This window comes from Pseudomonas sp. NFX183 (assembly GCF_047943075.1).
Lineage (GTDB): Bacteria > Pseudomonadota > Gammaproteobacteria > Pseudomonadales > Pseudomonadaceae > Aquipseudomonas.
Genome location: NZ_CP181333.1, coordinates 4,957,905 through 4,980,137, shown reverse-complemented (window position 1 = coordinate 4,980,137; position 22,233 = coordinate 4,957,905). Strand labels below are relative to the sequence as shown.

Annotated in this window: 25 protein-coding genes and 1 pseudogene; 9 read left to right on the top strand and 17 right to left on the bottom strand. The window is 60.4% G+C overall.

All coding sequences use genetic code 11. The annotated features are described in order from the left end of the window. The first annotated feature begins 9 nt into the window (after window positions 1–9). Entirely contained in the window at window positions 10–1,041 is a 1,032-nt protein-coding gene (locus ACM530_RS23425) for an ABC transporter substrate-binding protein (RefSeq protein WP_119736011.1), read from the top strand. A gap of 16 nt (window positions 1,042–1,057) precedes the next feature. Here ACM530_RS23425 and ACM530_RS23420 read toward each other — a convergent pair whose 3' ends face one another. Both ACM530_RS23420 and ACM530_RS23415 read right to left on the bottom strand, forming a co-directional pair. Beyond that, window positions 1,058–1,534 (bottom strand): hypothetical protein, encoded by a 477-nt coding sequence (locus ACM530_RS23420; RefSeq protein WP_416363278.1) that lies wholly within the window; start codon window positions 1,532–1,534, stop codon window positions 1,058–1,060. Then, window positions 1,531–2,445 carry an NAD synthetase gene (locus ACM530_RS23415; RefSeq protein ID WP_416363277.1) on the bottom strand — a complete coding sequence of 305 codons (915 nt, stop codon included), beginning with the start codon at window positions 2,443–2,445 and terminating at the stop codon, window positions 1,531–1,533. The genes ACM530_RS23420 and ACM530_RS23415 overlap by 4 nt, the downstream gene beginning before the upstream one ends. 176 nt (window positions 2,446–2,621) lie before the next feature. Between ACM530_RS23415 and ACM530_RS23410 the strand changes: the two genes are divergently transcribed. Further along, the gene (locus tag ACM530_RS23410; protein ID WP_416363276.1) at window positions 2,622–3,107 is read left to right on the top strand and encodes an Hcp family type VI secretion system effector; all 486 of its coding nucleotides are present in this window, start codon (window positions 2,622–2,624) and stop codon (window positions 3,105–3,107) included. A gap of 19 nt (window positions 3,108–3,126) precedes the next feature. Here ACM530_RS23410 and nadE read toward each other — a convergent pair whose 3' ends face one another. From nadE to ACM530_RS23395, 3 genes are all read right to left on the bottom strand, one after another. After that, window positions 3,127–3,942, bottom strand: a complete 816-nt coding sequence (gene nadE / locus ACM530_RS23405; protein ID WP_416363275.1) for an ammonia-dependent NAD(+) synthetase — start codon at window positions 3,940–3,942, stop codon at window positions 3,127–3,129. Between the two features lie 77 nt (window positions 3,943–4,019). Continuing rightward, complete coding sequence (gene pncB, locus ACM530_RS23400) at window positions 4,020–5,258, bottom strand: nicotinate phosphoribosyltransferase (RefSeq protein ID WP_416363274.1); 1,239 nt, start codon at window positions 5,256–5,258, stop codon at window positions 4,020–4,022. Between the two features lie 11 nt (window positions 5,259–5,269). Beyond that, window positions 5,270–5,917 (bottom strand): nicotinamidase, encoded by a 648-nt coding sequence (locus tag ACM530_RS23395; RefSeq protein ID WP_416363273.1) that lies wholly within the window; start codon window positions 5,915–5,917, stop codon window positions 5,270–5,272. A 146-nt stretch (window positions 5,918–6,063) separates the two neighbouring features. Between ACM530_RS23395 and ACM530_RS23390 the strand changes: the two genes are divergently transcribed. After that, complete coding sequence (locus ACM530_RS23390) at window positions 6,064–6,756, top strand: NUDIX hydrolase (protein WP_416363272.1); 693 nt, start codon at window positions 6,064–6,066, stop codon at window positions 6,754–6,756. Window positions 6,757–6,894: 138 nt separating this feature from the next. Here the strand turns inward: ACM530_RS23390 and ACM530_RS23385 are convergent, their stop codons facing one another. Both ACM530_RS23385 and ACM530_RS23380 read right to left on the bottom strand, forming a co-directional pair. Beyond that, a complete protein-coding gene (locus ACM530_RS23385) occupies window positions 6,895–7,668 on the bottom strand; it encodes an L-iditol 2-dehydrogenase (RefSeq protein ID WP_416363271.1) in 774 nt (257 codons plus the stop codon). Between the two features lie 18 nt (window positions 7,669–7,686). Further along, a complete protein-coding gene (locus tag ACM530_RS23380; RefSeq protein WP_416363270.1) occupies window positions 7,687–8,997 on the bottom strand; it encodes an ABC transporter substrate-binding protein in 1,311 nt (436 codons plus the stop codon). 209 nt (window positions 8,998–9,206) lie between these two features. Between ACM530_RS23380 and ACM530_RS23375 the strand changes: the two genes are divergently transcribed. From ACM530_RS23375 to ACM530_RS23365, 3 genes are all read left to right on the top strand, one after another. Then, window positions 9,207–10,145: an AraC family transcriptional regulator gene (locus ACM530_RS23375; RefSeq protein WP_262209013.1), complete on the top strand. Its 939-nt coding sequence runs from the start codon at window positions 9,207–9,209 to the stop codon at window positions 10,143–10,145. A gap of 154 nt (window positions 10,146–10,299) precedes the next feature. Continuing rightward, window positions 10,300–11,247 carry a nucleoside-specific channel-forming protein Tsx gene (locus ACM530_RS23370; RefSeq protein ID WP_145166099.1) on the top strand — a complete coding sequence of 316 codons (948 nt, stop codon included), beginning with the start codon at window positions 10,300–10,302 and terminating at the stop codon, window positions 11,245–11,247. Between the two features lie 14 nt (window positions 11,248–11,261). Next, the gene (locus ACM530_RS23365) at window positions 11,262–12,287 is read left to right on the top strand and encodes a purine-nucleoside phosphorylase (RefSeq protein WP_416363269.1); all 1,026 of its coding nucleotides are present in this window, start codon (window positions 11,262–11,264) and stop codon (window positions 12,285–12,287) included. Window positions 12,288–12,411: 124 nt separating this feature from the next. Here the strand turns inward: ACM530_RS23365 and ACM530_RS23360 are convergent, their stop codons facing one another. The 4 genes and pseudogenes from ACM530_RS23360 to ACM530_RS23345 all read right to left on the bottom strand — a co-directional run bounded on the left by ACM530_RS23360 (window position 12,412) and on the right by ACM530_RS23345 (window position 15,335). Beyond that, window positions 12,412–12,747: a DUF6124 family protein gene (locus ACM530_RS23360; protein WP_416363268.1), complete on the bottom strand. Its 336-nt coding sequence runs from the start codon at window positions 12,745–12,747 to the stop codon at window positions 12,412–12,414. A 570-nt stretch (window positions 12,748–13,317) separates the two neighbouring features. Then, a complete protein-coding gene (locus tag ACM530_RS23355; protein ID WP_416363267.1) occupies window positions 13,318–14,277 on the bottom strand; it encodes a quinone oxidoreductase family protein in 960 nt (319 codons plus the stop codon). A 30-nt stretch (window positions 14,278–14,307) separates the two neighbouring features. Next, the gene (locus ACM530_RS23350; RefSeq protein ID WP_145166095.1) at window positions 14,308–14,481 is read right to left on the bottom strand and encodes a DUF1427 family protein; all 174 of its coding nucleotides are present in this window, start codon (window positions 14,479–14,481) and stop codon (window positions 14,308–14,310) included. 69 nt (window positions 14,482–14,550) lie between these two features. Further along, a pseudogene (locus ACM530_RS23345) lies at window positions 14,551–15,335 on the bottom strand (AraC family transcriptional regulator). A 119-nt stretch (window positions 15,336–15,454) separates the two neighbouring features. Here ACM530_RS23345 and ACM530_RS23340 point away from each other — a divergent pair. Next, window positions 15,455–15,727, top strand: coding sequence for a hypothetical protein (locus ACM530_RS23340; RefSeq protein WP_369302059.1), 273 nt, complete (start codon window positions 15,455–15,457; stop codon window positions 15,725–15,727). A 36-nt stretch (window positions 15,728–15,763) separates the two neighbouring features. Here ACM530_RS23340 and ACM530_RS23335 read toward each other — a convergent pair whose 3' ends face one another. The 3 genes from ACM530_RS23335 to ACM530_RS23325 all read right to left on the bottom strand — a co-directional run bounded on the left by ACM530_RS23335 (window position 15,764) and on the right by ACM530_RS23325 (window position 16,970). Continuing rightward, entirely contained in the window at window positions 15,764–15,934 is a 171-nt protein-coding gene (locus tag ACM530_RS23335) for a metallothionein (protein ID WP_145166092.1), read from the bottom strand. 87 nt (window positions 15,935–16,021) lie between these two features. Next, window positions 16,022–16,477, bottom strand: coding sequence for a DMT family transporter (locus tag ACM530_RS23330; RefSeq protein ID WP_145166091.1), 456 nt, complete (start codon window positions 16,475–16,477; stop codon window positions 16,022–16,024). Between the two features lie 4 nt (window positions 16,478–16,481). Continuing rightward, window positions 16,482–16,970: a DMT family transporter gene (locus ACM530_RS23325; RefSeq protein WP_145166090.1), complete on the bottom strand. Its 489-nt coding sequence runs from the start codon at window positions 16,968–16,970 to the stop codon at window positions 16,482–16,484. Between the two features lie 114 nt (window positions 16,971–17,084). On the opposite strand from ACM530_RS23325, the gene ACM530_RS23320 reads away from it, so the two are divergent. Beyond that, entirely contained in the window at window positions 17,085–18,017 is a 933-nt protein-coding gene (locus ACM530_RS23320; protein ID WP_416363266.1) for a LysR family transcriptional regulator, read from the top strand. 128 nt (window positions 18,018–18,145) lie between these two features. Then, a complete protein-coding gene (locus ACM530_RS23315; protein ID WP_145166088.1) occupies window positions 18,146–18,400 on the top strand; it encodes a type II toxin-antitoxin system Phd/YefM family antitoxin in 255 nt (84 codons plus the stop codon). A 12-nt stretch (window positions 18,401–18,412) separates the two neighbouring features. Here ACM530_RS23315 and ACM530_RS23310 read toward each other — a convergent pair whose 3' ends face one another. The 3 genes from ACM530_RS23310 to ACM530_RS23300 form a co-directional block, all read right to left on the bottom strand. Then, window positions 18,413–19,732, bottom strand: a complete 1,320-nt coding sequence (locus tag ACM530_RS23310; protein ID WP_416363265.1) for an Nramp family divalent metal transporter — start codon at window positions 19,730–19,732, stop codon at window positions 18,413–18,415. 41 nt (window positions 19,733–19,773) lie between these two features. Then, window positions 19,774–21,327 (bottom strand): DUF726 domain-containing protein, encoded by a 1,554-nt coding sequence (locus ACM530_RS23305; RefSeq protein ID WP_416363264.1) that lies wholly within the window; start codon window positions 21,325–21,327, stop codon window positions 19,774–19,776. 87 nt (window positions 21,328–21,414) lie between these two features. After that, on the bottom strand, window positions 21,415–22,197 hold the full coding sequence (locus ACM530_RS23300) for an AraC family transcriptional regulator (protein ID WP_404483159.1): 783 nt from the start codon (window positions 22,195–22,197) through the stop codon (window positions 21,415–21,417). Between the last annotated feature and the right edge of the window lie 36 nt (window positions 22,198–22,233).

Below are 22,233 nucleotides of genomic sequence, written 5' to 3'. Positions count from 1 at the left end.
AAAACACCCATGCACACACGTATCGCGCTGTCCTGCTTGTCCCTCGCGTTGCTCGCCTCCACCGCGCATGCCGCGCCCACGCTGTACCTGGGCATGAACGGCGGCACCATGGAGCGGGTGTACGCCGACAAGGTGCTGCCCGCGTTCGAAAAGGCCAACAACGTCAAGGTGGTGATCGTGCCCGGCACCTCGTCGGACATCCTCGCCAAGGTCCAGGCCAACAAAGACAACCCGCAAATGCACGTGATGTTCCTCGACGACGGCATCATGTACCGCGCCATCTCCATGGGCCTGTGCGACAAACTCGCACCGAGCGCGCCTCTGGACCAGATCCCGGCCAAGGCCAAAATCAAGGACGAAGCCGTGGCCGTGACCCTGGGCGTGACGGGCCTTGGCTATAACGCCAAGATGTTCAAGGAAAAAGGCTGGGCCGCGCCCACCTCGTGGATGGACCTGGCCGACCCGCGCTTCAAAGACAAGGTGGTGTTCCAGTCTCTGGCCTCCTCCACCTTCGGCCTGCACGGTTTCCTGATGTTCAACCGTATCCAGGGCGGCTCCGAAACAGACGTAGAACCAGGCTTCAAGGCCTGGCCGAAAACCATCGGCCCCAACGTGCTGGAATACATCGCCAGCTCGGCGAAGATCTCCGAGATGGTGCAAACCGACGAGGCTGCGATTTTCCCCTTGACCCCAACCCAGGTCACCACGCAGAAATTGCTCGGCATCCCGATGGAATACGCGCAACCCAAGGAAGGCGCGGTGGTGTTGAACGTGGCCGAGTGCGTGATCGCGCGTAACGACCAGCCGGAGCTGGCACAGAAACTCGCAGCCTTCTTGCTGACCGCGCAAGCCCAGGCACCAGCGCTTGAAGAAGGCGATCAGATCCCTTCCAACCCAACCACGCCGACCACCGATAAAACCCGCGCGCGGGTGGAGGCCATGCAGGGTTACTTGCAGACGGCGATTTCGATTGATTGGGACCAGGTGAACCAGGCGCGGCCGGAGTGGAATGCGCGGTGGAGTCGCTCGATTGAGCGCTAGAGCCTCATAACGCCGCCTAGCGCCGAACTTTTTGGCGCTGGGTGCGGATTATTCTGCTGATGCGCTGGCGTTTTTGCCGCAGCTTAACCCATTCGTGGCGGGCTTCGCGGTGGCGTTTGCTGTTGAGCAGGAGCAGAGCCAACAACGGGAACAGAATGCCTAGTACATAGAAGACTTTGTGAGGGCGATATTCGATGGTGGGTAAAACGCCTAGCAAGCACAAAAACATAATGACCACCGAAATCCATAGCCACGAGGGATAACCACGGACCAGCATGAGGTTGCAGTGGGCAACTATCAAAACGGAACCAAGCATTGAAAAGAAGGAGTATTTGAGGTTTTCGCCGACTGGAAGTGCATCAAAATAACTGTCGAACATCATCGGAATGCCAATTCCCAAAGCAAGTATCTGGGCAAAATTCGCCGCCGCAAACACGGGGAAATAACGCTTCAGGAAGCTCCAAAGTTCTTCAAACGTCATCAGGTACATCATTCGTCAAATTCCTCATACAAGCCCACGGCAATTGTTCTAAGGTTTCCCGACATGCCGCTACCCGTCACAGCCATAGAGGCTCCAATCACATCCTTGATCTGTAGGAGCGTTGAATGCCGCAGCTCGGCTTGCGAAAACCGCTTGGGTAAGTCTGCGGACAGCTGCTTCAACTTAAGAAGTTTTGAGCTTAAGTGCGGGTGATTGAGGCTAAGTAACTCCTTCGTCAGCTTTGCTCTCTCTTGTCGATTCAACCCTCGGAGCACATCGCGCCAAGTCTTCCCGGTAGACGTTTTGGTTGCGCGTGCCAACTTGACAGTCGCCAGGAACGAAGTGCTCGTCCCAATCAACGAAACAGCATCCAGAATAGCCGTCGTGTGCTGATACCAAGGTTCGCTATCCAACCAATCGATCAGCGATGGTTCTGTAGCTTCCTTGTATGTTCGATAGAGGCCGTTGGCGCATTGACCGAAGCTTGCAACGAATGCGGCTCTGCCAATCACCGTTACCACACCACTCCAGCCAGCAGTAAACGGAGTCAGCGTTGAACTGCCTACCATCACCAACCAGCTCAGTAATGCGCTACCGCATGCGAATCCCATCCCCAACGCCTCGAATACCAGCTGCGACTCCCGCGGCTCATGCTCCAATCGCCGCACAAAATCCAACCGTGCCATCGACGCTGGCATCTCGCGCAAAATCACGCGCTTGGGCAAAACGCTGCAAATCGGCTGAAACTCGCGCAACGTCACCGGCCATAACTGTGAATCGAGATACACCACCCCTGCCCCGGCAATCGCCGGGTCGGCATCAATGGCGGCAAACAGCCGACGCAGGTCCATGCTGCGTTCTACCCGTTCACGGGTGGTGCGGTGGGCGCTGGGGAAACCGTCCTTGAATACGCTGGAAGCCATTCCGTTTTTGCTCCTGATTTCGCAAGAGCGCAGAGCGTATCTGCCAAGAATGTCGGAAAGTTTCCTTTTTCCAGAAGGCCGCTTCCTGTTGTCACCTTGGAGCCTTGTGGACAATCGTAGGAATCGGAAAAGTACGCCCGCGCCAGTTCCGGCGAACGATCAGACATGGGGCGAGCATGGCAACGGATATGTTTTTAAAGCTTGGCGATATCAAGGGCGAGTCCAACGACCAGACACATCGTGATGAAATCGATATATCGCGCTGGGGTTGGAGGATCACGCAAGCAGGGTCGATGCACAGCGGAACTGGCGGCGGAGCCGGCAAGGTCGATATGGGCAATATCGCTATCGAAAAGCCCCTGGATAAATCCACGCCGAATCTGATGGCCTGCGCAACGGGCAAGCACTATCCGGGAGCCCGAATTGTGGTGCGCAAAGCGGGAGGCGCCAGCAATGTGGAGTATCTGGTGATCACCTTGAGGGACGTCATGGTGGCCTCCTATGAGACGCGCGCAGCAGCAACCAATGATGTACTGACAGAGGAAATCAGCCTTAACTTTGCCAAGGTTGAAGTCAGTTACCAGCCGCAGAAAGCCGATGGCGGCAAGGAGGGTGGACCTGTCCGGTTCGGCTGGAACATTCGCGAAAATATCAAAATTTAGATAACGAGTGATCCCCGACTTAGTCGGGGATCACGGGCAGCGCACGTTTGTGCGCTGTCTTGCGGTAGGCCCCTTCAACAATCGCGCGCACCCGCTCACTCACCGGCTCGCCCATCAGGTAGGCGTCGATTTCTGCATAAGTGCAGCCGTAGGCCTGCTCATCCGCCTTGCCCGGCGCCAATTCTTCGAGGTCGGCGGTCGGTAATTTGTGCACCAGGTTACCCGGCGCACCGAGGGCGTTGGCCAGCAGACGCACCTGGGTCTTGGTCAGGCCCGACAGCGGCGCGAGGTCGCAGGCGCCGTCGCCGAATTTGGTGAAGAACCCCATCAACGCTTCGGCACCATGGTCGGTACCGACCACCAGGCCGTTGTGCAGGTTGGCCACGGCGTATTGCGCGATCATCCGCGTGCGGGCCTTGACGTTGCCCTTGATGAAGTCGACATGCGCCGCGCTGGCTTCAGTGGCCGTCAAGCTGGCCATCAGGCCGTCGACGCTGGCGGCGATATTCAAGGTGTCGATGTGGTCCGGCTTGATGAAATCCAGGGAGGCCTGAGCATCACTTTCATCGGCCTGGGTTTTGTACGGCAGGCGCATGGCGATAAAGCGCGCAGCGTAGTCTTCGCTGCGTAACTGCTCCACCGCCAATTGGCACAAGCGCCCCGCCGTCAGGGAATCGACACCGCCGCTGATGCCCAACACCAGCGCCTGGCAGCCGGAGCTACGCAAGGTGCTTTTGATGAAATTGATGCGCCGCTGAATCTCCTGCGGTTCGCCGCCCTTGACCAGCTCGCGGTTGATGTTCAGTTCTTGGGCGATACGTGCCTGAGTTTGCATATCACACCTCTCTCTATGACTTGGATTGACCTGTGGGAGCGGGCTTGCCCGCGAAGACGGCGTGTCAGTCAACACCGTCAGTGCTGATCCACCGCTTTCGGAAGCAAGCTCCCTCCCACCGAAAACACTTTTGCCGCGTACTGCAAAAACGAGGCGTCTTCACAGACGTTCTTGATCGGGTCATCGGAAAACTTCACCACCGGCTCGCCGTGTACGCGCACCAGTTTCATCACGATGCTCAGCGGTTCCACACCCTCCACATCGCAGGCCAGGCTGGTGCCCATGCCGAAACCGAACTTGGCCTTGCCACGGATGTGCCGCAGGATCGGCAGGCATTTTTCGAAATTCAGACCGTCGGAGAACATCAGGTCCTTGGTCATCGGGTCGATGCCCAGTTGCTTGTAGCGCGCCAGGACTTTGTCGGCCCAGGCGATAGGGTCACCCGAGTCCTGACGCAGGCCGTCGTAAAGCTTGGCGAAGTACAGGTCGAAATCCTTGAGGAAAAAATCAGTGCTGATGCAGTCGGTCAAGGCGATGCCGAGGCGGCCGCGGTATTCGCGCACCCAGTTTTCCAATGCGGCGTTCTGGCTCTCGCGCAGGCGCCCCAGTTGCTGGTGCACCATCAGCCATTGGTGGGCCATGGTGCCGATCAGCGGCAAGTCGAATTCGTAGGCCAGGTGCGCGTTGCTGGTGCCGATGAACTGCCCGGGAAAGTCGCGGCGCATGATGTCCACCACTTCGCGCTGGGCCTTGAACGACAGGCGCCGGCGTGTGGAAAAGTCCGAGACGCGCAGGTCGGCCAGCTCTTCACGGCTGAGGTTTTTCTCCAGCCAGTCGAACTTCTGGTAGAGCTTGCGGGTGACATCTTCCAGGCTCACGTCGGGGTATTTGTCGCGGTTGCGCAGCTCACTGACCAACGCCAGCACCGGCTGTTCGAACATGATGCAGTGCAGCATCGGCCCGACCACGCGGATGTTCAGTTGGCCATCGACTTCGCTGACGTGGATGTAGCGCAGGTTGAAGCGGAACAGGCCCAGGAAGCGCTCGTAGTCCGGGGTCAGGTATTCGCGAAAGCGCGGGTTGAACAGAAAGCGTAGTTCGCCTTCGCGCATCTGCAGGCCGGCGAGTTTCTCCAGCTCGTCGCGCAATTGCGGGATCAGGTGGCCGAGTTTTTCCTTGGCGCGGACGATGAAGTTGTATTCCACGTCGACATTCGGGTGCTGGTGCAACACGGCCTGCATCATGGTGAAGGTGTAGTAGTCGGTGTCGAGCAAGCCCTGGATGACCGGGGATTCGTAGTCGTAGGCACTTTCCATGGTGTTTCTCCTTAGCGCGTGGCCATCGCGGCCAGTTCTTCGCGGGTGCTGCTGATGGCAGCACCGGCCTTGAGCAACTCATTCACCGCCTGTACGCCGCCCTCTTCGCTGATACCTCGGCAGGCCGGCAAGTGCAGGACCACCTCCAGGCCAGCCTTGAGCAGTTGCAACGCGGTGGTCTTGACGCAGTAGTCCAGGGCCAGGCCACCGACGATCACGCGGCGCACGCCTTGGGCGTTCAAATACTCGATGACGCCAGTGGACAGTTTGTCGTGCAGGTCGTGGTAGCAGGCACCGTAGGGGTGCAGATCGGGTTCGACGCCTTTCCAGATGAAGTAGTCGTAGTCATACGGCGTGGGCAATTCGTCCAGCAGCGTAAAACCCTCGGTGCCCGGCACGCAGTGGCTGACCCAGGTGACATCGGCGTGGGCCAGGCCGGTGGGTTGCAGCATCTTACTGTGCTGCGTGACCACCCACGGGGCGTGCGGGGTGTGTGCGTCTTTGCTGCCGACACGGTGGCCGGCGAGGCTGGCCATGTAGTTGAGTTCGGCACCGATCTGGTCTCCGCCAACCACCGGCAATTCGTTGGGGCACAGCGGCGTGAAGCTCTTCTGGGCGTCGACGTCGAATGAAGCAATGGCAGTTTTCACGAGGGTCATAGTGATTCTCCGGTGGCCTGGAAACAAAAGTACACGTCATGTACTTTCATTGCAAGAAACATTTAGTTATCTATGCTGGAGCAAGTACATGACATAGCTGTTCGATCCGTTAGACTGTGCCCCACCGCTGTTCAGAAGGATTTCCCATGCCACTCAGTGCCTACCTCCACACCGTCGACCTGTGCGTGTTGTTCTATTGCCGTGCCGCCGGAGAATTGAAGCTGCTGCTGAACAAGCGCGAAGCCGAGCCCTTTGCCGGCCATTGGGCGTTACCGGGCGTGGTGGTTAATGGCGGCGTGCAAGATCTGAGCCTCAAGGATGCCGTGGAGCGCTTGCGGGCGAGCGACAAGGTCGGTTTTGATTTGGCCTGGAGTGAGCAAGTCGGCACGGTGGGCGATGCGTTTCGCGACCCGCGCTGCTGGTCGTCGTCCACCTACTACTTGGCGATCGTGGCCGATGACGTGGCGTTGGGTGAGCATCAGGCCTGGTTTTCGCTGAATGCAGTGGCCGATGGCAGTATCAAACTGCCCTTCGATCACAACCTGATCGTCGCCGCCGTGCAGGAGCGGCTGTTTTCCAAGTCGCTGTACAGCAACTTGCCGTTGATGTTTTTGGGCAACGAATTCAGCGCGCCGCAAGCGACCACGATCTTCTCGCGGGTGCTGGCGCGGCCGGTGTTGAAGACCAGTATCCGCCAGCGTTTGTTGAAGCTGACTGAGGCGGGGTATTTGCGTGAGACGGGGCGCAAGAAGAATGGCGAAGGCGGCCGGCCCCAGGCGACGGTGGAGAACCTGAAGCCTGGGGAAGTGTATTTTTTTGATCGCAGTTTTGCTGAGTAGCCTGGCACTTAAGAACAACAAAGATCCAATGTGGGAGCTGGCTTGCCTGCGATAGCGGTGGGTCAGACCCTAAAGCTGTCACTGACAGACCGCCATCGCAGGCAAGCCAGCTCCCACATTCTTAATCGATGCTCGGCTTTAGTTCATCCAGTTGCCGCCATCGACGTTATAGGTCTGGGCCACCACATAGTCGGCGTCTTTGGAAGCCAGGAAGACAGCCATCCCGGTCAAATCCTCCGCCGTGCCCATGCGCCCAAACGGCACTTCGGCCCCCACCCGCTTCTTCTTCTCGCCGGGCGCCAAGCCCTCATGCTGGGCAAACAACGCGTCCACGCCATCCCAGTGCTCGCCATCCACCACGCCGGGGGCGATGGCGTTGACGTTGATGCCCTGCTTGATCAGGTTCAGCCCCGCCGATTGCGTGAGGCTGATCACCGCCGCCTTGGTCGCACAATAGATCGCCACCAATGGCTCGCCTCGCCGCCCGGCCTGGCTGGCCATGTTGATGATCTTGCCGCCGTGGCTCTGGCTGATCATCTGCCGGGCGGCGGCCTGCAGGGTGAACAGCGTGCCGGCGACGTTGATCGAGAACAGCCGCTCGTAGCTGTCGCGGGTAATGTCGACGATGGGCGCCAGGTCGAACAGTGCAGCGTTATTGATCAGGATATCGAGCTTGCCGGCATGGGCCACCACGGCGGCAAGCGCGGCGTCGATGGAGGCTTGGTCGGTGACGTCCATCGCGACGGCATACGCCTGTGGGCCCAGCTCAGCCGCCGTGGCCTGGGCGCGTTGCAGGTTGATGTCGGCGATGGCAACCGTTGCGCCTTCGGCGATATACGCCTGGGCAAAGGCGCGACCGATGCCACGCGCCGATCCGGTGATCAGCGCGCTCTTACCTTCGAGTCGTTTCATGGGGCTGTCCTGTAGAAATTATTTCGGGTAGCCGGCGCGTTTCATCTCGCGCTCGGTGGTGGACTGAGCGTCGAGCAGCGCCTGATCAACCGTCATGCCGCCGGTAAGCGCCGCCGAAAACAACTTGCCGACGGAGGTGCCGATGGCCTGGAACTCAGGAATGGTCACGTACTGAATGCCCACGTACGGCACCGGCTTGGCCGACGGGTGCGCGGGGTCGGCGTGCTTCATCATTTCCAGGGTCACCTGGGCAAACGGCGCGGCCTTCAGGTAAGCCTCGCTGTAGGTGGACTGGCGGGTGCCCGGCGGCACGTTGGTGATGCCTTCTTTGTCGGCGACCAGTTGGATGTAGTCCTTGGACGTTGCCCAGGTGATGAAGGCCTTGGCAGCGTCTTTGTGCTTGGAGGTCGCCGGGATCGCCAGGGACCAGGCGTACAGCCAGGAAGAGCCTTTGTCGGTGACCTCGGTGGGTGCCGCAGCAAAACCTACGTCGTCGGCGACTTTGCTTTGGCTTTTGTCGGTGGTGAAGGAGCCGGCGACGCTGGCGTCCACCCAGATCGCGCACTTGCCGCTGTTGAACAACGCCAGGGTTTCATTGAAGCCATTGCTGGAAACACCGGGCGGGCCGTAATTTTTCAGGGTGTTGACGTAATAGTTGGCGGCGGCGGTCCACTCGGGACTGGTCAATTCCGGCTTCCACTGTTCGTCGAACCAGCGCGCGCCGAAGGCGTTGGCCATGGTGCTCAGCAGCGCGATGTTCTCGCCCCAGCCGGCCTTGCCGCGCAGGCACATGCCGTATTGGCCTTTGTCTTTGGCCGTGAGTTTGGCGGCGAACTCCCCCAGCTGGGTCCAGGTGGGATGCGCGGGCATGCTCAGCCCGGCTTGCTTGAACAGGTCGGTGCGGTAGTAGGTCACGGTGCTTTCGCCGTAGAACGGCAAGGCGTACAGGGTGTTATTGACCGACAGGCCCTGGCGCACCGACGGGAAAATATCCTCGGCGTCGTAGTCAGCCGGCAGTTGGGTCAGGGGTTCCAGCCAGTGCTTGGCGCCCCATAACGGCGTCTCGTAGGTGCCGATGGTCAGCACGTCGAACTGGCCGCCCTGGGTGGCGATATCGGTGGTGAGGCGTTGGCGCAGCACGTTTTCTTCCAGTACCACCCAGTTGAGCTTGATGTCCGGGTGCTGGGCCTCGAAGACCTTGGACAGGCGTTGCATGCGGATCATGTCGCTGTTGTTGACGGTGGCGATGGTGACGGTATCGGCGGCGTAGCTGGGCAGGGCCAAGGCCAGGCCGGACAGCAGGAAAAGCGCTTGCGGAAGCTTGAACATGGCGGTTTCCACCTGTTGTTTTTGTTGTAGAGCGCCGATTACAGCAGCTTGGCCAGGCCCTCACAAACGCATGGCGAATGCTCGGCTGATACTTTTTTAACCTGGGCTCGCGGATCAAAAAAGTATCAGTGCCAGGCAAAACCGGGGTAGCGTGCCTGTTGTCAACCGGCGTATTTTGCAGAGATTCCATAAGTAAAAGAGGCATCAGCATGCCCATCAACCGCGCCAAGCTGTTCGAGCATCGCCCTGCCGAACTGGAAGTCATCCTGCCCGAGCCGGACCACTGCTTCCGCTGGTTCGAACACGATTACCCGTATGACCTGGCGCGCTGGAACCACCACCCCGAGTTCGAAATCCACCTGATCCGCCAAGGCAGCGGCAAGCTGGTGGCCGGCGACTACATCGGCGCGTTCAGTGCCGGGCATGTCGCGCTGATCGGCCCGGACTTGCCCCACGACTGGATCGGCGAGCTGGCCCCCGGCGAGTACCTGACCGGGCGCGACGTGGTGCTGCAATTCGACGGCGCAGCCCTCCTCGCCCTGCGCAAAACCCTGCCGGAACTTGGCGACTTGCAGCCGCTGTTCGAACACGCCCGGCGCGGCCTGCAATTCAGCGGCGACACCGCCGTGCACGCCGCGCGCTTGCTCGAAGACATCGGCAAGGCCCACGGCCTGCAACGGCTGATCCTGTTCCTGCAACTGCTCGACACCCTGAAAAACGCCCCGACGCCAAACGTGCAGGCGCTGGCCAGCCCCTGCTACGCCCCCACCCTGGATGCGCGCAGTGCCGAGCGCATCAACAAAGCCTTCGATTACCTGATGACGGAACTGACCGGCGACCTGCGCCTGTCCGTCATCGCGCAACGCTTGGACATGAGCGAGCCGGGCTTCTCGCGCTTCTTCAAGCGCAACACCGGTCACGGGTTTATCGACCTGATGCGCAAATTCCGCGTACAGCGCGCCTGCCGGCTGTTGCTGCAAAGCGACATGTCGGTGGCGGATATCTGTTTTGAAGTGGGCTACGCCAACCTGTCCAACTTCAACCGGCATTTTCGGATCGAGATGAACCAGACGCCGAGTGAGTATCGGCGGGAGACGGCAATGCATTTGTTTAACCGCATCGAGAAAATGACACCCAGTCATTTTTGATCAAACCGTCGATTAATTTCGGTTTTTTCCCTTTTATTCAAGCCATTGAGCAAAGTTGGTACAGCCTGTGCAAACGTTTGCGGAACGAACTTGGTAGGCAAGTTCTCCTTAACCCGAGGAATCGGGTCTAACCGCGTACGAATAGGGATTTTCAATGCACCCCACCTCAAGGCGTCCTGCTTCCTTTGGTGTTTCCTTGCTACTGGCCGCCGTTACGGGAGTACTCAGCGCACCCATTTTGGCGCAGGAAAAACCCGCCGATGATTCAGCACAGGGCGAAACCCTGGCCCCGGAAGCCAGCCCGACGAAAAAAGGCGCGTACCTGTCGGAATGGTTCAACCAGGACCTGACGCTGATCGGCAGCAAAGACATCAGCTTCGGCCCCAAGCCGCAAGATGACGTGTACCTGGAATACGAGTACTTCGGTCGTAAAGGCCCGTTCGAGTTGTACGGCTATATCGACGTGCCGAAAATTCTCGGCATCGGTAACAGTAATGACAAAGGCGCGTGGGACCATGGCTCGCCGGTGTTCATGGAGCACGAGCCGCGCATCTCCATCGACTACCTGGCCGGTCGCAGCCTGGCCATCGGGCCGTTCAAGGAATGGTACGTGGCGTTTGACTGGATCTACGACCATGGCAGTAACAAAGCGAACCGCGCCAACACCCTCTACAGCGGCTTGGGCACCGACATCGACACGCACTCGCGGGTCAACCTGTCGGCCAACTTCTATGGGCGTTACCAGTGGGAAAACTATGGGGCGAGCAATGAATACCAGTGGGACGGCTACCGTGCGCAAATGAAGTACATCGTGCCCATCAGCAAGTTCGACAACGGCGCGTCGCTGACCTACATCGGCTTTACCAACTACGACTTCGGCTCGGACCTGCACAAGGACAACCCGGCACGCACCGCCAATTCGGTGGTGGCCACCAACGTGCTGCTGTACTCGTTCACCCACCTGCGTTTCACCCTGGTCGGCCGTTACTTTCACAACGGCGGCAACTGGGAGGACGGCAGCGAGCTGAATTTTGGCGAAGGCAACTTCCGCGCCCGCTCGGATGGCTGGGGCTACTACGCCGGTGTCGGCTACCAATTCTGATCAAGGAGTATTAGATGAACGTATTAACCCGTCTTTCGCTGGCCGTCGGCCTGGCTGTGTTGCCCCACGTGGTGCTCGCGGACACCGCGCCGATCAAGCCTAAAGTGATGCTGATCACCATGTTCGCCCCCGAAGCGCAAACCTGGATCGATCGCCTGGAACTCAAGCAGGAAGTGCGCGTGCCCGGCCTCTCCGCCGAATACCCGGTGATCCGCTGCAACACTCAGGACGTGTGCCTGTTGGTGACTGGCATGGGCCAGACCAACGCTGCCGCCTCGACCCTTGCCCTGGCCCTGTCACCCAAGTTCGACCTGCGCCAGAGCTATTTCCTGATTGCCGGGATTGCCGGCATCAGCCCCAAACACGGCACCATCGGCACCGCCGCCTGGGCGCACTACCTGGTGGAGTTCGGCACCCAGTGGGAAATCGACTCGCGCGATGCGCCTAAAGACTGGCCGACCGGTTACATCGGCATCAACACCAAAGGCCCCAACGAAAAACCGCCGCTGGACTACAAGACCGAAGTGTTCGAGCTCAACCCCAAGCTGCAAGCCAAGGCATTTGCCCTGTCGCACAAGGTTGAGCTGAGCGAAAGCAAGGAATCCAGCGCCTGGCGCAAACACTACCCGGCCGCCCCGGCCAACCAGCCGCCGCAAGTCACCCAGTGTGACACCCTGGCGGGCAACACCTGGTTCTCCGGCACCCGCCTGAGCGAGCGCGCCGAAGTCTGGACCAAGCTGCTCACCGACAACAAAGGCGAGTACTGCACCACCCAGCAGGAAGACAACTCCACCTATGAAGCCCTGCTGCGCGCCAGTCGCGAAGGGTTGGTGGATATCCAGCGCCTGGCGGTGGTGCGTGCCGGGTCCGATTTCGACCGGCCGTACCCTGGCTACAGCGAAGTGGACAATTTGCTGAAATACGCCGATCAAGGCGGGTTCGTGCCGGCGTTGGAGAACCTGTATCGCACCGGCAATCCGCTGGTTCAAGCGATCCTGAAAAACTGGTCCGCCTGGGAAAAAGGCGTCCCAGAAGCCTAGTGAAAATCAAACTGTGGGAGCGGGCTTGCCCGCGATAGCGATCTGTCAGCCAGCGAATTATTGACTGATCCACCGCCATCGCAGGCAAGCCAGCTCCCACATTTTTTGACCGTGTTAACAATCCTTATGCCGCCGGGTGGGCCACATTCAGCGCCTTATCCACCAACAACTGCACCCCTTCCAGCATTCGGCAGATGCCCAGCGCGACATTACGTTGCGACCCTTCGATTTCAAACGCCATATGGTTAGCAATCTGGCTGATGGACGCCAAATCCTGGGAAGCATTGACCAGCAAGGTTTCCGTGCCCAGGTCGGCGCGCACGGTGAAAAGCCCGTCGGTGGGTTCGGGGATGGGTTTTGCGGGGCTGAGGTAGTGGTTGATCGCGCGGTAGGCCACTTCGTGCAGGGTGCTAGTATCGAAGTCGGGTTGGCCGGGTGGATTTGGGCTGTCTTTGATCATGGTGGAACTCCGTCGACAAGTGGAGCTGCCAACGCTCGCGGTCAAGCGAGTTAAGGTGGCAGCTGTACGCGGGTTGACCGACCGGTTGTCAACGAACCCGGCATACCCAAAGGTATCCCGCGCACAACTGCCGCGACACAATACCTCAGGCATAAAAAAAACGCCTGAGATAGGTACAGGGCGTAGCGTTTCGTTAACAAGGTCGGACGGTCAAATCCGGTCGCTGAATGGTCAGCGACGGCAGTGAGGTTAGTCAGCGCCCTTCCGACCGACAACCTGAAACCCTTGTGGGAAACGTCCGAGTCAAACCCGTTCCCAAAGCCTGATGAAGATCAAACTGTGGGAGCGGGCTTGCCCGCGATGGCGGTGTGTCAGTCAGCTTATTTGTCACTGGCCCACCGCATTCGCGAGCAAGCCCGCTCCCACATGTTGAGCTCAGTACATCAGGTAAAGGTGTGTACTCGGTCAAATGTGGGAGCTGGCTTGCCTGCGATGCAGACAACTCGGTACATCAGCCATAACCAGTTGATGCCATCGCAGGCAAGCCAGCTCCCACCTTTTATCAGCGCATTAAGGCAGGAAGATGATCTTGTCCGCGCTGCCCGTGTTCACTTCTTCGTAGCACTGCACGCCATCCGCCAACGCCACTTCGCGCAAGCCGGTGGGCAGCGGCAACGACCCTTCATCAAAGAAGCGCCCGAACTGCTCCAGCATCACCGCGCACTGCTCGCAGTTGTAGAGCAATGAGTTGATCCCCACCACCGAACCGCCTTTGCGATACAACGCCAGGGCCGGCAGTTGCACATGCCCATCCACCGGCGCGGCGATGATTGCGATACGGCCGAACGGCGCCAAACCAGCGACAGCCGCCGGCAACCAGAAACCGGTGGTGTCGAAGATCACATCCGCGCCGCCCTTGAACACCGTGTTGACCTGCGCGCCCAACTCTTCCGGCTGGCCCAGCGTAATCGCGTCAAACCCTTGAGCCTGCAGCACCTCAACCTGATCCGCCTTGCGCACCGCCCCCAGTACCTGCGCACCCCGGATCTTCGCCAACGCCAACGCCGCGCTGCCCACGGCGCCATTGGCACCAATCACCAACAACCGCGTGCCTTTGGCCACACCGCTACGTTCCAGTGCATCCCAGGCGGTGGTATAGGGCACGCCAAGGCTGGCGGCTTGGGCAAAACTCAAGTGGCTCGGCTTATGCGCCACGCCCTTGGCCGACACGGTGAGGTATTGAGCGTGGGAGCCATCGGCGAAAAAGCCCAGGTCGCGTCCGGTGCCCCAGACCTCTTGACCGACCAGTGCCTGCGGCCCCTCGACCACAACCCCGGCGAAATCCCGGCCGGGAATCCGCGGCAATGTGGTGTAGGGAAAACGGCCGAGCACGTTTTTAACGTCGCTGGGGTTCAGGCCGGCAGCTTTGACCTGCACCAGTACTTCACCGGCAGCCGGCACCGGCTTGGCAACGTCAACGAAACTCAGGGCGGCGAGGTCGCCGGTGGCGGAAAATTGCAATGCTTTCATGGCCAATATCCATCGAAGGGAAAAAGGAAATCAGGACAACCAACCGCTGACCCACTCGCGCCCCATGGGCCAGAGTTTCTCGCCGAGCAACATGCCCATCAGGCCCACCAGGGCAATGGCAGGCGGCGCGGGTGAGCGGAAGTCCAAGGCGCCGTAGATCACGCCGACAAACAGGCCGATGGCGAGGGAAATCAGGTAGTTCATGGGGGCGGCGCCTTGTAGGTTGATGGGCTCAGTGTAGTGAGCGCCTGCCTGAAACATCGGCCAAGTGCTTCAGGATTTCGGCCAACCCCTCAACCCGCGTAGTGCGACGGCGCCACGCCGAGTTCACGCCGGAACATGTCGCTGAAGCTGCTCGGCGAATAGCCCAAAGACCGCGCAATGCCACTCACCGACTGGCCCTGGATCAGCTCCGCCACCGCCGTGGCCAGTTGCACCTGGCGGCGCCATTCGGCAAAGCCCATGCCCAGGTGGTTCTGGAACAGCCGCGCCAGGGTGCGCACACTGGCCCCGGCCGCCTCGGCGTGTTGCTCGAACGGGATCTCCAGCGACGGCGCCGCCATCACCGCCTGGCAGGCGTTGATCAAGCGACGGTCGGCGCCCACCGGCATGGCGATGCGGATCTGCGAACGACGGGCCCGCTGCAATTCCAGCAGGGCCAGGCCGACAACGGCGTCGTAGTAGGCCGTATCGCCGTTGTCGCCCTGGTCGACCAACGTGACGATCAGCTCGCGCAACAGCCCGCCGACTTCAATCACCTGCACCTGGCTGTCCAGCGTCGCCGCCAGGGCCGGGCGCAGGTAGATATTGCGCATCTGCAGGTCGGAGACCACGCGAATGCCATGTTCCACGCCCGGCGGCAGCCACACCGCACGCTGGGGCGGCACAACCAGCGCTTCGCGAGGCGTTTCGACCCACATCACGCCGCTCATGGCGTACAGCAACTGGCCCCAGTCGTGGCTGTGCGGTTCTACATACAACCCACGCGGGTAGGTGCGCGCCAAGGGTTGCACGGGCACAGCGTGATCACTGAGGTCGGGGGGCGCGGCCAGGGCCATGGGCTACACATCATCAAGGGTGAGCCGCCATGGTAATGACCGCCGCGCCACAATCCGAGTGAATTTTTACTGCCCGCAACGATCACTTGCTTACACATTGAGAGTAGGGAGCTCTAACAATGGACGGATCAGAACCGGTCAATGGCAAGGCGCGCATTGACTACACCCAGGACACATTATTCGGCCCGATGGCCAAGCATGCCGAGTGCCAAGTGAGTGTTCAGCGCACACCGGAACGCACCGTGTTGCGGGTGTTCCAGCCGCTGCCGGAGGATCTGCACGCGGCGCAAACCGTGGTGTTTGCGCTGGAGGGGCGGCGGATCAGTGCGGTGGTCAAAGGTCGTCAGCGCATGGCCGACCACAGCGTCAGGTTCGAACTCAAACCCCAATAAAAAGAGGCCGGTAACACCGGCCTCTCGCTGACACGCTTAGCCGTGAGCCGACTTGGCGCACTCACAGCCCGTTGGCGCCATACACGGCTCACCGTGGGCATGGTGCTCGGCACAGCCTTGGCAGCAATAGCCTTTACCGTCCTTCATTACCGCGTCGGCGCCCAGTACACATTTGCAGTGTGGGCAAGCACAGGTTTCATCTGGCATGGTCAGACTCCTTTTCATGGTCGTCCAAGTGCTGCGAACGCAACACCTTAAGCAATGACTCCCGGCAACGCAGCAAGGTTCAGCCCATTAATCGGCTTGACGGGTATTGCTGCGGTACATGAACACCAGCGCCAGCGCCAGACAGAGCATCGCCACGATACGGCTGCCCGACAGTTCAATCGCCGGGTTACCCAGCCAGCCGAAGTTGTCGATCAGCATGCCCATGCCCAACTGCCCGACGATCACCGCCACCGTCGCCACCGCCGTGCCGACGATGGGCACCGCGCCGACCATTACCATCATGTACACCACGCCGAACAGCGCGCCGGTCAGTTGCCACTTAGGCACCTCGAGCAGGCTGACGGACTGGGCCGGCTCAAAAAAGAAGATCAACAGCGCCGTGGTGATTGCGCCCACCGCAAAGGTCAGCAGACTGCTGCGCAATACGCCCACCGCCTGGCCCAGGCGGCCGTTGATGGCCGCTTGCACACTCAGCACCGCACCGGCGGCAATCACCAGTACCAACAACAGAATCAGATTCATCGCCTTACCCTCGTGCAATCAGAACAAGTGCCGCCACAATCAGCGCCAACGCAATCCAGCGCTCACCGTTGACCCGCTTGCGCGCCGTGCCGAACCAGCCGAAATGGTCGATCAACACACTCTTGCCCACCTGGCCCGAGAGGATCGCGATCATGGTCATGGCAATGCCGATATGCGGCGTGGCCAACGTCAGCACCACCACGTACATCGGCCCCAGGAAGCCGCCGATCAACTGCCAGCGTGGCAGGTCGGTCAGCGCCGGGCCTGTCTGCGGGCCGCTGAACAGCAGCAGCAAAAACAGGATCGCCGTGCCCACGCCGAAGATGCTCAAGGTCGCCCACAAGTGGCCCACCTGTACGCCCAGCGGCCCGAGCAAACCAGCCTCCACCGACAGGCCCATGCCTGCCAGGATCACCAACGGCAACAACAGCAACCGTAAAAGGTTTTTCTTCGGCGTGGCCTGGGCCACACCTTCGATCGAACGTGCCTGCATACATCACCTGCGCTTTATAAAAACATGGCGCGCATTATCCGGTGGCCGTGCTGTGCGATAAATGGGAGCATACGGATAACACCTTTGCGCATAACGCACAGCTTGGAGGCCATGATGCAGGGCTTGAATGAATTGAGTTTCAAGGCGTTGCGCCTGTTTGTCGCCGTGCTGGATCACGGCAGCTTTTCTGAAGTCGCGCGCCGTGAAAGCCTGGCGCCCTCCTCCATTTCTCGGCAGATCCAGTTGATGGAGCAGGCACTCGGCCAACAGTTGTTGTACCGCCACACCCGCGCCGTGAGCCCTACCGAGGCCGGGCGCCTGCTCGGGCACCATGCGCGCTTGATGCTGGAACAACTGGAAACAGCCGGCCAGGCGTTGCAGGAACAGGAAAGCGAACCCAGCGGCCTGGTACGCATCAATGCGCCGATGGTGTTCGGCCAGCGCCACCTTTCACCGTGGCTGGGCGAGTTGTGCCGCCGCTATCCAAAGTTGCAACTGGATATCCAGCAAACCGACACCTACGTCGACCCACTGCAAGACGGCACCGACCTGCTGTTTCGGATCGGCGTGCTCAACGATTCCGGCATGCAGCCCCGCATCTTCGCGCCTCAACGCTTTCGCATCGCCGCCAGCCCTGCCTACCTGGCCCGGCATGGCACACCGCGCCACCCCGATGAGCTGGTCAACCATCAATGCCTGGCCTACAAGGGCATCACCGGCCAGCAACGCTGGTTTTTCCGCCGCGACCAGGGCGACTGGACGCCCTACAGCGTCAAAGGCCCGATCACCGGCAACCACGCCGACACCCTCACCCACGCCGCCGAACAAGGCCTGGGGCTGGTGGTGTTTCCGTCCTGGCTGATCGGCGAAGGCTTGCGCGCCGGCACCTTGCAGGCGGTGCTGAGCGAGTACGACGTGGCCACGACGCTTGAGCCGCAGCAGATTGCCGCGTTATGGCCCGGCAGCCGCCGGCTGTCGCTGAAGGTTCGCACGGTGATTGATTATTTTGTCGAGTGTTTTGGCGCGGTGCCGTATTGGGATCGGTGAGCTGGCTCGGGGTTAGGAGGTAAAAATTCCTCGGCGAAAAAGTAGGCTCGTTCTGATTTTGCGGGCCACCATTCCCCGGCACAGTATGCTGCGCCAGACTCTGGTCACTTCCGCACAGGAGAGACACCATGAAGTCACCGCGCACCGCAATCCCTGTCTCGTCGGACCAGGCCAGCGCCGATCTTTCAAAGCGGTTTCATCAAGCCAGTACCGGCCAAACCATCATTATTACCGAGGATGGATGTGCCCTTGCCCGGCCTGCGCCAGCCGGGCAATTTCACGGGAAGCGAATCGGTTCCATGAGAGGAAAACTGGTTATTCCGGACGACCTGGATGCGCCACTGCCTGACGAGTTGCTGAACGCGTTTGAGGCAGGCTTATGAACAGAACTCTGATCAAAACAACCACTGCCCAATCAACCACGCATTCGCCCCACTGATCAGCGCAAACAGAAACCACGCCAATAGCCGCGTGGGCAGCCTGTTAACAAACGGCCCCATCAATTGCTTGTCATCGGTCATGCGAATCAGCGGATAAAGAGCGAACGGCAACTGCAGGCTGAGCACGACCTGGCTCAGAATCAGCAGCTTGCCGATAGCATCGTCGCCCATCAGCCATACCCCGAGAAATGCCGGGATCAGTGCCAAGCCACGGGTGATCAGGCGGCGCTGCCAGCAAGGGATACGCAGGTTGAGATAACCCTCCATGATCACTTGCCCAGCGATCGTGCCGGTAAACGTCGAGCTTTGCCCGGAGGCCAGCAACGCGACACCGAACAGGACACTGGCAAAAGCCCCGCCCACCAGTGGGTCAAGCAGGTGGTAAGCATCCTGGATCTCGACCACGTCGGTGTGGCCGGTCTTGTAGAACGCGGCGGCGGCCAGCACCAGGATCGCCGCATTGACCAGCAAGGCCAGGGCCAGGGAGCCGATGGTGTCGATGCGTGCCAGTTTCACCGCGTCCTGTTTGCTGGCGAGGTCTTTGCCGATCAGGCGGGTTTGCACAATCGAGGTGTGCAGGTAGAGGTTATGCGGCATGACCGTGGCGCCGAGTATGCCGATGGCCAGGTACAACGGCGCCGCATCGCTGATGGCCGACAGTGACGGAGTAAAACCGCTCAGTACGTCGGGCCAGTAGGGTTTGATCAGCACCAACTCGATGAAGAAGCACACGCCGATGGTTGCAACCAACGCCAGCATGATCGCCTCGAGGCGGCGGAAGCCCCGGTTTTGCAGGGCAAGGATCAACAGTGTGTCGAAGGCGGTAATGACGATGCCGGTGGTCAGCGACACACCCAGCAGCAAGTGAAACGCCAGGGCGCAGCCAAGCACTTCGGCAAGGTCGGTGGCGATGATCGAAATTTCCGCCAGCAGCCACTGCGTGCGGGCCGAGCGTTTGCTGTAGCGCTCACGGCACAGTTGCGCCAGGTCTTTGCCGGTGGCGATGCCCAACCGTGAACACAGGCATTGCACGGCCATGCCGGCCAGGCTGGCCAGCAGCACCACGAATAACAGGCTGTAGCCGTAGCGTGAACCGGCCTCAATGGCCGTGGCCCAGTTGCCGGGGTCCATGTAGCCGATGGAAATCAGCAGACCGGGGCCGGCGAACATCAGCGCCCGTTTGAAAAACGAAGCCTTGGGGTCAACGATGACGGAGCCGGCCACTTCCGGCGGGCAGAATGGGGCGGTAGCGATTTTCGGCAGGCTGAATTTCACGCGGTATCCCAGGCAAACATACAAGTCAGAGCCGCAGCTTATCAGTCCGACACGACCGTGCGCATCACCGTCTCCCGGGGCAGGTCAAAGGTGTCGACCACTTGCACCACCAGGTCCAGCTCCTGGTTCAGCGCTTCGCGTTCCATACGCTGGCGAATCATGCCGATCATCAGCACCGACAAGGTGGTAATCGAGTACGCCGGGCCGGAGAACGCTCGCACACCCGTGACGAGCAACATCGCCGCCGCCAATGCCTGGCCCACTACCGGAATCGCTGAGGCGGCGCCACGGCGCACGATAAAACCGGTAAACCCCGCCAACGCCGTGCCACTCAAGGCGGTGGTGGCCGAGCGGCTGATATCGATACGGTTGAACACGCCCTGCTCTTTTTGCGCGGCGGCCTTGAGTTCGGCGTCGAAGGCTTGGCGGTCGGCACGGCTGAGTTTGTCCTTGTATTGCTCGATCAACCTCTCAGCAACCAGCGCCTCAATGTCCGCCAGTGCCACGGTTTCAACCGGTTCATCGAACTTGATCCCCAACCGCTGCGCCACATCTTCGGCGATCTGGCGGTAACTCACGCCGTGGCCACGGGCAACGTTCATAAAGCTGTCACCGCCCATGCGTTGCAACTCGATGGCCAGTTTCAGCGGTTCGCGCACACTGGCATCGATTGACGCACTGCGCTTTTGCGCCATCAACTCGGCTAGGAACTTCAACTCGTCCGGCCGCGCCTGCACCAACGCGGGGAACAGTTCTGCGTCCTCTTCGGCAAAGCGCACTTCAGTGCTGCGCTGATCGGCGCGGATCATGCCGCGCCGTTCCTGCAACAGGTCGGTGTATTGCACCACCGTTTTCAGCTGCGGCCAGTAGGCGGCATGGTCGAACGTCGCCAGGTGCACATTGGTGACCTTGGCCTTGAGCGCGGGCGTGACCTCAATGGCATAACGGCCAATGCAACGTTCGGTGTCCGGTTTCATGGCCAGCGCCCAGTCCTTGCTGGAGTGGCAATTGATCACCCGGCCCTTGAGCGGCGCCGACACTTCATCCCACGGGCTCGACGTACAAATCGCCCCGCCCATCAGCAACAAGTTGTTCAGCGGCAGTTCACGAGCCACCTCGGGGCTGGCCAGCACGCTCTTGACCAGGATGCGCGCGCCCAGGGAATGCCCGATCAGGTTGATGTGCCGTACCTGCAGCGACTCGGCGTGCAGGTAACTGGCCAGTTCAGGCAACAGGGTCTTGGCCACTTCATCGACGCGCGCCTCGACACTTTTGTAATGGTCGAGGAAATAGGCAATCGCCTTGCCCACGCCCACCGTCGCTGCGCCCAGGCCGCCACCGCCGAGCATCGAGGTGATCACATCCTTGAAGGGCGCAAACAGGTTTTCGAGAAAATGCCCCGCCGGCCAGAACAGCATCAGGTTGGTCGAGCCTTCGATGCTCGCCAGTTGCTGCTTGAAATTGCCCAGTTGCTGGCGGTTGAAGAAGGCCGAATAACCGTGAACGTAGAGATTGAGCACATCCCCCTGAGGCTCGCCGCACAGTACAAACGTGGGCTTGCGGGTGCGGTGCATTTCATCCCACTGGTGTTGCATGGGCCGGTGACTCCTGGTGACGATGGACGGCGATAGTAACAAAGCATGACGCTGGGGAAGGTGAATCCTGACCGACGTGTGCCGTTTTCAGAACGCTGACGCCGCCCTGGATTTGGCCAGGTAGCGCGCGGGCGCCTCTCCCAGGTTTCGGCGGAACACCGCGGTAAAGGCGCTGGAACTGCTGAAACCCAACCCCAACGCCACCTCGGTAATGGAGGCGCCATGACTGAGCCGCGCAGTGGCTTCAAGCAGGCAGACCTGCTGACGCCAGGCCACAAACGTCATGCCGGTGCCTTCGTGAAAATGGCGGGTGAAGGTGCGTCGGCTCATGTTCGACCAATGGGCCATCTGATCAAGGGAGATGGTCTGCGCAGGAGCCTGCAGAAAACGCTGGCAAGCCTGGGCCAGACGTGGCTCGGCAGGCAACGGCGCGCTGAGGGGCACTTCGGGCATGGCGCTGATTTCATCGATCAGCAGCGTCAATACGCACTGCTGACGGACCGTGGTCGCCGCCGACGGCGCGATAGCCAGTGCCGCTTCCAACAGATGCCTGAGCAACGGCGACACCTCGAATACCTGACAACGATCCCGCAGCCCTGCCCGTTCGGCAGCCTGGTCATCAAGGTAGGTATTGAGCATCACCACATCGCCGCGCATGTGCATTTCATGGGGCACGCCGCCCGGCACCCAGATCGCCCGCTGCGGCGGCACCACCCAATTGCCGAGGTCGGTGAACATCCTCAATGCACCGGTGGAGGCATAGGCGAATTGCCCGCGCGGGTGTGTATGCCGCGTGAACACGGTGCCAGAGGGGTATTCACGCAGAGTGACCAGCGCTTCGGGGTCGTTGTCATCAAAGGTCGGCAGCATGGCCCGATATTGTCAAAGTATGACCTGACAAAGCAA